Genomic DNA, 12,745 nt, shown 5'->3' with positions numbered 1-12,745 from the left:
CTTTTTTTCGTATATATTGAAGGAGCCAAGTTTATATCAAATTAACAACACATTTAATACGTATCTAATAGGGACTTTATAGGGACCTCATAGGGACCTCATTCGGATGAAGCCCTATAATCTACCTATTAAGTCCCTTTTATTTCAGGTTTTATTTCCTTTTAATTACAAATTTGACATTCACCTTTCTTCCACCAGTGTGGTAAAATTCTCATGGTCTGTAGGAGATAAAACGCCTCAGATTTAATATTGTAATAGTTACACTATCCTAAGTATTTAGTATATTTGGTTTTGACCCAAAAATCCATGATTAAAGCGATCTTTTTTGACATCGATGGAACTTTGCTAAGTTTCAAAACACATCAGGTTCCCGAATCTACTCAACAGGCATTTCAATTATTAAAAGAAAAAAACATCAAGGTATTTGTTTCAACAGGACGATCCTACAATCAGCTGGGACATATTCGTTACCTCGATTTTGATGGATATATCACCTTCAATGGCGGGTATTGCGTCACAAAGGAACAGGAAGTCATTTATAAAAATAACATCCCTCAAAAAGACATTCGCTCCTTATTGGATTATGCTAAAAAGCGTGAGGACCTGACTTTTTCATTTATGTCCGAAAAGGAAATTTCCTTAAACCAGGTTACACCTGAGGTACAACGAATGTACGAACAGGTCAATGTGCCGACACCACCTATTCGGGATTACGAAAAGGATTTTGATCTGGACTCCGTTATGCAGGTCAATGTTTTCATCAATCCTGAAGAAGAAGCTGAATTCATGGAAAATGTGATGCCAAATTCAGTTGCTTCGAGATGGACGCCCATTTTTGCGGATGTCAATCCGATGGGGCAAAGCAAAAAAATTGGAATAGATGTTTTTTTAGATCATTTCAACTTCACCTTGGAAGAAACTATGTCATTTGGCGATGGCGGAAATGATATTACCATGCTAGCGCACACCCATATTGGAATTGCTATGGGTAATGCAAATCCCGAGGTAAAGGAAATTGCAGATTATATAACAGACAGTGTTGATGAAAATGGTATCTGGAATGCATTAAAACACTTCAATATCATCTAAAGTTGGATAGTTAAAGTTATTCGAGAAGTATTGCTGTTGCTATTCATCAGCAAATTATGTTTTTCCGGAAAAAGATAGTCCAATCGCTGTCTAAAATCACGTATCAGTGTACTGCTAAATTGACTTTCCAGATAATGGTTCACACGATAGCTAACTTCAAGCATAATCAACTTGGATGAGCCCGATAATCGGATCCGTACAGGATGAGAAGACATCGTATTATAACCATTCTCAACAGCATGCTGTACCACAGGAAAAAGAATGAGCGGCGGCAACATCATCTCCTCCTGAGACTGAAGCTTATTTTCCCATTTGACTGTAAAACCTGCTGGAAGAAAACGTTCAGCCAATTGCAAATATTGGTTCAACAAGCTAAGCTCCACCTGCATCGACTCCAATCGGTCAACATGAAGCTTAAGCAACTGCTCTTGGAAAGCAAAAAAGTCGGCTGGATCTATTTTGTTACTTTGTATTAGGTGATCGATCAAAAAACTGTCCAGCTGACTGTTCCTAAAAGACAACCTATCTGCCAGTGCCAAAAGCGCTTCATTTCTTACACTCTTTTTACCCAAAAAACGATTGATTATACTTGACATTTCTTAAATTGCTGTAGATTAGAAACACAAAAATAAGGAAACATTATGTCAAATATTGCAATAGTTATTGAAGAAAGAGCCGCTGACATAGGCAATTTCTTAGTTGGGCGACTTCTTCCTTTCAGGCAGAAACGTATGGTCGGCCCTTTTATCTTCATCGACCACATGGGACCTGATAACATTGCCGAACCGCACTTTATGGATATTGCACCACATCCGCATATCGGGTTATCCACATTGACTTATCTATTCGAAGGTAACATTATGCACCGGGACAGCTTAGGAAATGCCGTTGAGATCAAACCTGGAGCAGTCAATTGGATGACGGCAGGTAAGGGTGTCACACACTCCGAAAGAACCCCGGAACAACTGCGATCGACGCCGCACGACCTCCATGGACTGCAGATTTGGGTGGCCCTACCAAAAGAACTCGAAAAAATGGAGCCTAATTTTGTTCACATAGAAGAACCGCAACTTCCACATTGGACCGAAGATGGCGTATCCTATCGCTTAATTGCAGGAGAAATTAAAGATCACCGTTCCGAGGTCCCCGTATACAGCCCATTATACCTTATTGAAATCAAAGCGGAAAAAGATGCAACTATTAAACTAGGTGATCATCTATATGGCGAAAGTGGATTATATATCCTGCATGGGACTGTTCATGCGGAAGGTCAGGAATTCGGTCCAAAGCAGATTTTAGTTGCCAAAGATGCGAAACTATGTGAATTCAAAATGGAGGCTGGAACCTCGGTCTACATTTTTGGTGGCGAACCTTTTCCTGAACAACGCTATATCGACTGGAACTTCGTCGCTTCGGACATTGAAACATTAAAAATAGCGCGCGAAAAATGGGAAAAACATGAATTTCCAAAGGTTCCTGGAGATGACGGCTATATTCCAATCCCGCCAGTAAATCCAACTTTAGGGCAGAAAAAAGCTTAGCAGCACTATTTCTTCATTTAAACTTGGCAATCGCAAACGTATCTGCCGTACGGGATTACAATTGGAAGGACAAAACAGACGAAAACAAAAAGGCTGGAAATTGTGGACAATTTCCAGCCTTTTTATTGAATAAATCTTAAAGTCAACTGTTGCAAAGAAGTACTAATGGGCTATCCCGCTCACACCACCGGAAACAACCAATTTCATGGCATCTGTTGGCGACATATCTAATTTTTTCACCTTGTCTGCACTGATAATGACAACCTGTCCCGCAAAAGAATATGAATATGGAAAATACACCATAACCTCTTCTTCAAGCCCAATGCTTTTTAAATCATGTTGCGTTAAGAAACCTATCTTCTTCAGACCAAACTCATTCACCGTTACCAAGACAGGTTCATTAAATTTCTTTGCATCACCAACAAAGGCCTCCGTAAAATCTTTAATCGAAGAATATAATGTATTTAAAAGTGGAATCCGCTGGATCTGATGATTAATCCACACTTTAATTGGATCTGTAACAAAATTTGTAAAAATAAGCCCTGCCAAAACCAACACCAAAATAACGGTCAGAATACCTATTCCCGGAATATACAAGGGATGCCCTCTATCATCTTCCAAAAAATGTTCAGTTAGATTCAATGCCGAATCAACTGATGCAACAATCCAAACTATTAAAAAAATAGCACCAGCTAGAGGAACCACCACCAGGATACCTCTTATCAAATAATTAATAAAGCCTCTAATTAATTTGCTAAACATGAATTGAAAATCAAATATTATTCAAAAATGCAGAATATCCTTTATTATTCATAAAAATATACTCTTTTTACGCGTTGGGAAATACTGGTCAGCAGTTCATAAGGGATCGTTCCTATAGCCTTCGCTGCTGACTTTATATCAGGGTACACGATCACTTCATCTTCCTCTCCAACTTCCACATCCGTTACATCCAGCATACACATATCCATACAGATATCACCTATAGTAGGGACTAAAAAACCGTTAACCAACATTTTACCGACACCATTACCAAAACGCCTATCGTAACCGTCCGCATAACCAATTTTAATCGTGGCGATCTTACTATCTCTATACAGAACACCGTGCCTATTATAACCTACGGTCTCACTTGCCGGGAGGTATTTAATTTGCGTCACATTAGTTTTCAAGGTACTCGCCTCCCTAATGGGTAAATCATGCCGCTCAATATCGATACCATAGAGACCGATCCCCAATCGTACCATATCAAAATACGCATTCGGCCACAGTTCAATACCCGAGGTTGCTGCAATATGACGTAGAAAGGAATATCCTAGACCACTTTCTAGACGTTTCGTAAAGTCATCCAGCAGATCAATTTGTCGCTGTGTAAATTCCCGGTCCTTTTCATTTCCTGCAGACGCTAAATGGGAAAAGGCAGATTTAACCTCTAAAACCGCTTCCGTACGCAACACAGCTATTAAACGATTGACCTCGTCAGGCATAAAACCCAACCGATGCATGCCAGTATCTATCTTAATATGAATCGGAAAGGAAGTTATCTGTTTCGTTTTCAGAAAATTCAAGAAGGAAAACAATATTCTAAAGCTATAAATCTCCGGTTCAAGGTTGTACTGAACGATGGACTCAAAAGAACTTTCATCCGGACTCATTACCACAATAGGCAATGTGATTCCTGCACCGCGCAAATCCACCCCCTCATCCGCAAAAGCGACCGTCAGATAATCCACCCGATTAAATTGCAAAAGATTTGCTATCTCGAAACTTCCACTGCCGTAAGAGAAAGCTTTGACCATCGTCATCAGCTTAACATGCTTCGGTAACAACTGGCGGTATACATTTAGATTGTTTTCCAGTGCATTCAAATTGATTTCAAGCACTGTATCATGTGATTTTGCGACCAAAAGCTGACTGATACGTTCAAAATGAAACTCCCGTCCTCCTTTCAGTAATACCGTCGCATTTTCAAAAGAAAGCGACCTTATATCGGCCAAAAAAGCAGCAGTATCGCTATATGAAATGGAAGGCACATCAAATTGTGCAGCCAATTTAGGCAACACTTCACCAATCAATATCAATTTATCCAAACGATACTCACTAAGCAAACGTCTCAGCTTGGACAAGCTTTTTTCATCTTCGATAGTAACACCGGGAATATCCGATAATATCAACATCTTGAACGGATGCTGGCCCTGTTGATTTAAAAACTCCAGGGCTATTTGTAGTGCATCCAGATCATTACTATACGAGTCATCGATAATGGAGCTATTCTTTTTTCCTTTTTTTAACTCAAGACGCATCGCCACAGGCTGCAACTCTTTAATCCTCGATGCGATCACTTCATTTTCATAACCAAAACGTAGCATCACCGCTACACAATTTATGGCATTCTCAACATTTCCTTTATCCACAAACGGTACTTCAACAGCAAAGGTGCGCCCGGTATAATAGAAGGTTACCATAGTAAATCGGTCGTTGACCTGTTTGATGGAATACACCTCCAAAGAAAGCCCCTCATCAAGCCCCCAGGAAAATTTTCGTGGCCGATAAGGCAATTGAACATTTTCAAGGTAAGTATTCGGAAAAATCATGGTTTCAACATGTTTAAACAACTCGAGCTTTTCATAAATCTTTTCCTCCTTCGATTTAAAACCGGCTTTATGTGCCACACCAATGTTGGTCAATAGTCCTATGGTTGGTTTTATCATCTGCTCAAGGCGCTGCATTTCTCCTTTCTCTGAAATTCCTGCTTCGATCAGCGCAAGATTATACTGATCGGATAGTCCCCATAACGAAAGTGCCACACCGAGCTGAGAGTTATAACTCTTGGGACTTCTATAGATCTTATATTCAGGAGACATCAGCTGAAAAAGCCATTCTTTCACTATCGTTTTACCATTGCTACCAGTGATTCCAATGACCGGGTAATCGAATTTCTGCCGATGAAAAGTTGCCAGTTCCTGCATAGCGACCAAGCTATCCGCTACCCAAAGAATGTTAGCCTCCAAAAACTCCATTTCCTGTGCACTATCGATTTGAAGCACAAAATTACGAACTCCCTTATCATAAGCTTCTCTAATATAACGGTGGCCATCTCTATTCTTCTGAAGTGCAAAAAAAATCCCGTTGTCCGCTTGGACAATTTTACGGCTGTCGTAAAATAAATGCTGGACAAAAGAATTGGGATCCGTGATAAATGTGCGATTGGGATGTAAAATCTGGGCGATTTCCGATATTTTGTACATTCTCCTGATATTTTTGATTGTGTCAAAACTGAACATTTTTTTAGTTATTTCATATTATTTTTGAAATTTTGACAATATGTTTGACGAGGAAAAAAGAAATAAGAAGATATTAACGCAGCATCAGGCACAGTTGAAAGCGGAAAGCTATTGCGTCTATCAAGAACGCGCACAGCAAGAAGTACGCGATAAGCTCTACAGCTGGGGACTACACGAAGTAGAAGTCGAAAATATTTTGGCCAATTTGATCGCCGATAATTTTTTAAATGAAGAACGCTTTGCTATTGCCTACTGTAACGGAAAGCTCCGCATGAAAGGCTGGGGCAAAGTAAAAATCAAGCAGGCACTCAAGGCAAAACGGGTATCCGAGCAATTGATAAAAATTGCATTTAAGCAAATCGATCTCGATGAATATGAACAAATCTTAAATCACATCATTGACAAAAAACTCCGTGAAATTAGTGGCAAGGACCGCTATGCAGTTAAAAACAAAGTTTATCAGTTTGCACTATCCCGCGGATTTGAGAGTGATTTAATTTTTTCTATACTGAATTCAAAGGAGTTATAAAAAACACAGAAAGAAAGTAAATAAATATTTTGCAATATTGAATTTTCGCTCTATATTTGCATCACCAAAAAGGAACGCAAGGTTCTTTTGAAAATTGAAATAAAATTCCAATGCGAAAATAGCTCAGCTGGTAGAGCACAACCTTGCCAAGGTTGGGGTCGCGAGTTCGAATCTCGTTTTTCGCTCACCTGCCTAGGTGGTGGAACTGGTAGACACGCAGGACTTAAAATCCTGTTCCCGTTAAGGGAGTGCGGGTTCGATTCCCGCCCTAGGTACAAGAAAGCTCATCTAACGATGGGCTTTTCTTGTTTATATGCGTCTGTAACCTAGAATAACCCTATCAAATTCACTCCCCCCTTCAATCTTTTATAAATTTGCTCGCGAAGCTCATCAGTCGATGGACATTTTTATTTTATCGCCATAAAAATAAGAGAAAGCCATAGGCCAAACTTAACAGTATAAGTTTCAACATGCCTATTTTATAGTTGAATAAAAGAAAAAGTGAAAATAGCACCCATACCAAAGCCATCGGCTCAATGGCATACCAAGAACTAACCCCACCTGGAAATAGAATTCCTAGCCCTAAATAACAGGCTAAATTAACGATTACACCAACGACCGATGCTGTTACTAAAGACAGAATAAATTGTATACATGCATTTTTTTGGGTCCGTTCGATCAGTGGTGCCCCAACAAAAATCAGGGCAAAGTTTGGCAAAAAGGTAAAATATGCTGTAGCGATCAAACCTAGTGCTGCCATAGAATGGGACTGATGGAAATGATTGAAGCCGGCCATGAAACCAACATAGGCCAAAACGACCACTAAAGGCCCCGGGGTTGTCTCTGCAAGCGCAAATCCATCTATCATCTGGCTCTTGGAAAGCCAAAACAATTTCTCTGTCACTAGGGCCGCAACATAGGGAATGACTGTATAAGAACCTCCAATCGTCAAATAAGCAGACTTTGTAAACAAAAAGGAAAGTGTCTTCCAAAATTCCGTATCGATAGTAAAAAACAGTAAAATGGACAGCGGAATCAACCATAGTAAGAAAAACAGCAGAACCTGAAGAGAAATACGACGGTAAGATATAGGGGGTAGTTTTTCGAGCGTATTGATATAATAAACTGATTCGAGCTGCTTATCTTCTTTTTCATGATGGGCATTTATTTTGGAAGTTTTTGACAAGATTGCATAGCATAGTACACCGAAAGCGATCACGCCCACAATAATCCAGGGCATTGGAACCCCAGCAAAATACGATAGCAGAAAGGCAGCCAATGCGACCAAATAATGCCATATGCTGACAAGAGATTTCTGCCCCACTCGAAAGGTTGCAAATATAATGATCGCTAGAACGGCAGGTTTTAAACCCGAAAATAAAGCAATAAGCAATGCGGAGTTACCATAGTGTGCATATAGTGCACTGAGTCCAAATATAATGAGAAGTGAAGGAACAATAAAAAATAGTCCGGCCAACACACCTCCTTTTAAGCCATGCAGCTTCCATCCTAAATAGATGGTCAATTGGTGCGCCTCAGGTCCTGGCAACAACATACAGGCATTGAGTGCCTGAAAAAACTTCCTGTTGCTTACCCATCTTTTCTTTTCGACCAAAAAATCGTGCATGATGGTCACATGACCAGTTGTTCCACCAAAACTTATCCAACCTAACACAAACCAAAACCACATGGCTTCCCGAAAAATTGGCTTCTGTCTATGATCTTCTTCTTCTACATTCATCTTTTTCAACGCTACTTCCCCTAAGCTCAGATTTTATCGAAGACAATCCCACAAAACAGTCCTCATTCGATGTCTCCTATTTAAAATACCTTGTTTCGGGAGAAAAGACACCGCGGTTTAAAACCGCGATATAACCACATAAAAAAAGCGGGATATCTTAAATATCACGCTTTTTTTATATTAAGAATTGGTCTGATAAACTATTTTTTATCTAAAATAGTAACTTCCACTCTTCTATTTTTTTGACGTCCTTCCGGAGTTTTATTATCACCAACTGGATTTGACTGACCGAAACCTTTTGCTGTGATGCGTGATTCAGCAACACCTGAATCTACTAAGAACTTCTTAACAGAAGCCGCTCTTTTATCGGAAAGCCACTGATTATACTCAACAGTACCCGTAGCATCCGTATACCCATCAACTTTGATCTTATTATTACTTTCTTTCAAGATCAACGCCAATTTACTAACTTCAGTTTTTGCCTTCTCAGATAGGTAAGAAGAGTTTGTTGGAAACAATAAATCAGACGATATACTAAACTTAATCCCCTCATCAGTTCTTTTCGCATCATTAAAATCCTTCTTCACATTTTTCAAACCATCATCAGTTCCATCTTTTGTTACAACAGCACCTGGATTGACTACAATAGCTTGTTGTTTACAGGAAAATAACGATAAACTTGCACATAAGGTTAAAATCCCCAAATTAATTTTTCTAAGCATGTCGTTCTAACGTATTTAATATCGATTTAAGCAAGTAAATATAGCGAAAAAAGTCCAATATGACATCCCTTCTTCGCCATATCTAACGTAACAAATCTATTTCTTGGTATATACTTTTTCTAAAGTCTTTTTTACCTCAGGAATATTCTCATACAATTTCCAAATCATGCCTGAATTTGCATTCTCAATCATTACGGCAATCGTTGCCTGATTCCTCGCACGATAGCTTTCAGAAACATCGTTGTTTTTAATATCAATCCAGCTTCTGAAACCATATTGGGTAAACAACACATCGGCGTATTCTTCGTAAAACTTACGTAATGCTTTTAGACCGATCTCCTTTTCAAAGGGGTAAGCTGCAATAGATATCGCAGGATTCACCAAATACCCCTGATAGGTATCCTCCACATTTTCCACTCCCCAAATATCTGTAAATCGTGTCCCTATGCTCATCTCATTATCTCTCCGTTTATAGGCCAGAATATAATTCGACAAATATTTCTTGTAATCGACAAAATCATCCACTTTTCCTTTTGGATCCATAATCAAAAAGGGACGATAAACAGACATCAATGATTCATTTAAACTGCCGCCGGCAATATTCTTGGCAAAAATAACTTTGTCGTCGGAGTAGATCGAAACTCCGGTATTTCCGTCGTCGCCAATTAAAGGGTTTGCACTTATTGAACGCGCTAAAGAATCATCTAATTTCATTTTGAGTTCAGGAGCCAAATCATTGGTGTCATCCCCAAAATACAATTCGTGACCTTTATGTTTGGTTGCAAATCCATTGATATAAGCTGAAATCGCTAAAGGATGGGTAGGTGAAGACATCGCCAGCAAGTAGGTCCCCAGACTCTCGTTAAATCCCCCCAAAGGCCTCGATCTAGCTGTACTGTCTACTGGAGACCACTTATTCCAAAGTACATCAGGATGCTGTGCATCCGTAAAATAGTTCCAGTTTATGCGCTCCCAGAGCTCCGTAATAGTATTCCTCAAGGCCTGTTCCTCAGGATCCTCTTTAGAAAAATATTGTCGGGCGATCAAAAGCGATTCCATAATATGGGAGGTACCGCGCAAATCGTACGTTGGAACTGAATCGCGATAATAAGGTACCCCTGAGCGGCCATCGTAAAGCGCTGTAAAGACCCCTTGATGTTGTTGTGCACTGCTCAAAAATTTCACAATCCGTGTTAACCTGACCAAAAGAGCTTGTCGCGAGATCAAATTGTTCTCTCCTGCCACAAGCAAACCCAAGATCGCATAGCCGGTTTCATTTGTTGATACAATAGCTTGTCTATTACCTCGGTCAGGTAGAAACATACCACTATTCACATCATAGTTGTCTATAAAATAATTCACATGAGCATTTCGGATAAAATTCAACATCTCTTTATCCGTCCCCTTTTTTGTTTGTACCTCCCTAACCTCAGAAAATGGAGATTCAACATAATTATAATCTACCCAAGCGATTTTGTAATAATAAGATTTATTATATTCATTAACCCTATCCAGCGACTTCTGTACATAGATGGGTAAAATTGCTATCGGCTGAAAATTGAGTTTATCTTCCGAACGGTAGATTTTCACATAGCGGATACTTGGTGTCAGCGGCAATTGCCAAACCAGCTCAACTTGTTTATCTACGGAACTGATCTTCGATAAGATAGCTGCTGATGAAAGTCTTACCTTTGGATAGTTTTTGGGCAAAAACTCAATTTGATCGATAAATAATTGATTTGTCTGCAGGGCAGTTCCGTTTTGTTCCAGAATTAAAGCCGAAACAGACTTCCCTAGTGAAATTCCTCCAAATTTATTGACTGGAATGGACACATTAAGCCAGGTATCATAAGCAAAATCATCGATATAATTTGCGATATCCACAGCATTTGTCTTCGTGTCGTTTTGTTGTAAGGTAACTTTTGGCAATTGTCCCTTTTCAGTATTGCTTTGAATAAAAAGCTTAAAAGTTAGATGATCATCCTTGGCAATTAAATAGGGAAATTTCTGTTTGTCGTTTAAAATACTTGCCTCCCACTTACCATTAGGAGAAGAAACGTACCGCAAAGAAAGCGAATTGCCTGGCGTAAAAAACAAACTATCGGAAACCGGAAGGCTATAGCTCACATTTTGGATCCATGATTCACCGGTATAATGAGCGATACTCTTCGCATAACTCCCGTTGATTACACTATTGTCAAATAAAACCTCAGGATAACTTTCTGACCGAACAAGTGTAGGTAAGATCAGTAATAAAAGAAAGTAAAAATATTTTTTCAGCATAAGTCAACATTTTTCACAGGCCTACAATCAAAAACTAAGCCACCAGTACGATTATAACGCAAATGTAACAAAGGAATTCCAATGATATTATCCTCCCTAATTTTAATTTCAGAAAAAATGCGCTAAATTAGCCCTCTGAATATTTTCATAAAATAGATATATGAAAACCACGTTTGATTTTGAAAAGCCAATTGCAGACTTGCAATTGCAAATTGAAAAGGTAACTCAAGTTGCCGAAAAAACTCAAGTTGACATGAGCGCAACCGTTCGTGAGCTTGAAGAAAAGCTTGCTTCTACTGAAAAAGAAATATACGGCAATTTAACAGGCTGGCAGAACGTTCAAATGTCGCGCCATCCGGATCGCCCTCAGACTTATGATTATATAGAAGCTATCTGCGACGAATTTATCGAGTTGCATGGTGATAGAACCGTTAAGGATGATAAAGCGATCGTCGGTGGTATGGCTTCTATTGATGGTAATGCCGTTATGATCATCGGTCATCAAAAAGGTAAAAACACCAAAGAGCGTCAATATCACAATTTTGGAATGGCCAATCCTGAAGGCTACCGAAAGGCATTACGTTTAATGAAAATGGCGGAAAAGTTCAATAAACCTGTGATCACTCTAATTGATACGATGGGTGCTTATCCAGGACTTGAAGCTGAGGAACGCGGACAGGGTGAAGCGATTGCGCGCAACCTCATGGAAATGGCTGTCTTGAAAGTTCCGATCATCTGCGTTGTTATTGGTGAAGGAGCTTCAGGTGGAGCTTTGGGTATTGGTGTTGGAAATAGAGTTTACATGATGGAACATACCTGGTATTCGGTCATATCACCTGAATCTTGTTCTTCCATCCTATGGAGAAGCTGGGATCACAAAGAAAAAGCCGCTGAGGCATTAAAATTGACTTCAGAAGACATGTTGGGCAACGGATTGATTGATGGTATTATCCCTGAACCGCTAGGTGGTGCTCACCAGGATCCTGCGGCAGCAGCGGCTAATCTAAAAAGCCAGTTGTTGAAAGATCTTGCCGAACTGACGGCTAAAGATAGCGATACATTAGTTACTGAAAGAATTGATAAGTTTAGCAAAATGGGTGTGGTAACTGAATAATGTTATCCATACAACCCCTACAGCATAAAAAAAGTCAGCAATTAGCTGACTTTTTTTATGACCATTCTAGCTTAAAAATACGCTTCCTTCCTCCAAAAAACCTCCGCTATACTAATCCTTCCTATCCCCAAGTGTTTTAAAAGGCCTTTTAAACAAAAAATAATTCAGTAATTTTTAAATAGTTACAATTTTTATCAACAAAAAAGATAAAAACATTTTGCACAAATAACTTATTTTTCTACCTTTGCATCACTTTCAAAAACAGAAAGGATTCCGTAGCTCAGCTGGTAGAGCAATACACTTTTAATGTATGGGTCCTGGGTTCGAATCCCAGCGGGATCACAGAAAGAAAAGCTAATCGTAAGATTAGCTTTTTTTGTTTAGGAATATCAGGATTTGAAGGAAGTGTCGGTAGGGTTTGGGACCAAGCAGACTTCTTGGG

General features: G+C 39.3%; 10 protein-coding genes and 3 tRNA genes. 7 read left to right on the top strand and 6 right to left on the bottom strand.

Annotated features, from left to right (window positions below):
• Positions 1-306 precede the first annotated feature (306 nt).
• Positions 307-1,089 carry a Cof-type HAD-IIB family hydrolase gene (locus B4Z90_RS20760; RefSeq protein WP_046671754.1) on the top strand — a complete coding sequence of 261 codons (783 nt, stop codon included), beginning with the start codon at positions 307-309 and terminating at the stop codon, positions 1,087-1,089.
• Here B4Z90_RS20760 and B4Z90_RS20755 read toward each other — a convergent pair.
• Positions 1,086-1,685, bottom strand: a complete 600-nt coding sequence (locus B4Z90_RS20755; RefSeq protein ID WP_201638684.1) for a hypothetical protein — start codon at positions 1,683-1,685, stop codon at positions 1,086-1,088. The genes B4Z90_RS20760 and B4Z90_RS20755 overlap by 4 nt on opposite strands.
• A 45-nt stretch (positions 1,686-1,730) precedes the next feature.
• Between B4Z90_RS20755 and B4Z90_RS20750 the strand changes: the two genes are divergently transcribed.
• Positions 1,731-2,630: a pirin family protein gene (locus B4Z90_RS20750; RefSeq protein ID WP_286803226.1), complete on the top strand. Its 900-nt coding sequence runs from the start codon at positions 1,731-1,733 to the stop codon at positions 2,628-2,630.
• Positions 2,631-2,792: 162 nt separating this feature from the next.
• Here the strand turns inward: B4Z90_RS20750 and B4Z90_RS20745 are convergent, their stop codons facing one another.
• Both B4Z90_RS20745 and B4Z90_RS20740 read right to left on the bottom strand, forming a co-directional pair.
• On the bottom strand, positions 2,793-3,392 hold the full coding sequence (locus B4Z90_RS20745; protein ID WP_046671757.1) for a DUF502 domain-containing protein: 600 nt from the start codon (positions 3,390-3,392) through the stop codon (positions 2,793-2,795).
• Between the two features lie 44 nt (positions 3,393-3,436).
• A complete protein-coding gene (locus tag B4Z90_RS20740; RefSeq protein WP_201638682.1) occupies positions 3,437-5,878 on the bottom strand; it encodes a bifunctional UDP-N-acetylmuramoyl-tripeptide:D-alanyl-D-alanine ligase/alanine racemase in 2,442 nt (813 codons plus the stop codon).
• 76 nt (positions 5,879-5,954) lie between these two features.
• Here B4Z90_RS20740 and B4Z90_RS20735 point away from each other — a divergent pair, with 76 nt between their 5' ends.
• The 3 genes from B4Z90_RS20735 to B4Z90_RS20725 all read left to right on the top strand — a co-directional run bounded on the left by B4Z90_RS20735 (position 5,955) and on the right by B4Z90_RS20725 (position 6,718).
• The gene (locus B4Z90_RS20735) at positions 5,955-6,443 is read left to right on the top strand and encodes a regulatory protein RecX (RefSeq protein WP_286753194.1); all 489 of its coding nucleotides are present in this window, start codon (positions 5,955-5,957) and stop codon (positions 6,441-6,443) included.
• Between the two features lie 112 nt (positions 6,444-6,555).
• Positions 6,556-6,628, top strand: a tRNA-Gly gene (locus tag B4Z90_RS20730).
• Between the two features lie 5 nt (positions 6,629-6,633).
• Positions 6,634-6,718: transfer RNA gene (locus B4Z90_RS20725), tRNA-Leu, on the top strand.
• A 137-nt stretch (positions 6,719-6,855) separates the two neighbouring features.
• Here B4Z90_RS20725 and chrA read toward each other — a convergent pair.
• The 3 genes from chrA to B4Z90_RS20710 all read right to left on the bottom strand — a co-directional run bounded on the left by chrA (position 6,856) and on the right by B4Z90_RS20710 (position 11,189).
• The gene (chrA, locus tag B4Z90_RS20720; protein ID WP_286770969.1) at positions 6,856-8,184 is read right to left on the bottom strand and encodes a chromate efflux transporter; all 1,329 of its coding nucleotides are present in this window, start codon (positions 8,182-8,184) and stop codon (positions 6,856-6,858) included.
• A gap of 200 nt (positions 8,185-8,384) precedes the next feature.
• Complete coding sequence (locus B4Z90_RS20715) at positions 8,385-8,906, bottom strand: OmpA family protein (RefSeq protein ID WP_046671760.1); 522 nt, start codon at positions 8,904-8,906, stop codon at positions 8,385-8,387.
• 96 nt (positions 8,907-9,002) lie between these two features.
• The gene (locus B4Z90_RS20710; RefSeq protein WP_286803224.1) at positions 9,003-11,189 is read right to left on the bottom strand and encodes a glucoamylase family protein; all 2,187 of its coding nucleotides are present in this window, start codon (positions 11,187-11,189) and stop codon (positions 9,003-9,005) included.
• A 160-nt stretch (positions 11,190-11,349) separates the two neighbouring features.
• On the opposite strand from B4Z90_RS20710, the gene B4Z90_RS20705 reads away from it, so the two are divergent.
• Both B4Z90_RS20705 and B4Z90_RS20700 read left to right on the top strand, forming a co-directional pair.
• Positions 11,350-12,303, top strand: a complete 954-nt coding sequence (locus B4Z90_RS20705; protein ID WP_046671762.1) for an acetyl-CoA carboxylase carboxyltransferase subunit alpha — start codon at positions 11,350-11,352, stop codon at positions 12,301-12,303.
• Positions 12,304-12,572: 269 nt separating this feature from the next.
• A tRNA-Lys gene (locus B4Z90_RS20700) sits at positions 12,573-12,645 on the top strand.
• The last annotated feature ends 100 nt before the right edge of the window (positions 12,646-12,745 follow it).

The sequence above is a fragment of the Sphingobacterium sp. UBA5639 genome, assembly GCF_002421245.1.
GTDB lineage: Bacteria > Bacteroidota > Bacteroidia > Sphingobacteriales > Sphingobacteriaceae > Sphingobacterium > Sphingobacterium multivorum.
This window is presented reverse-complemented; position numbering and strand designations above follow the sequence as displayed.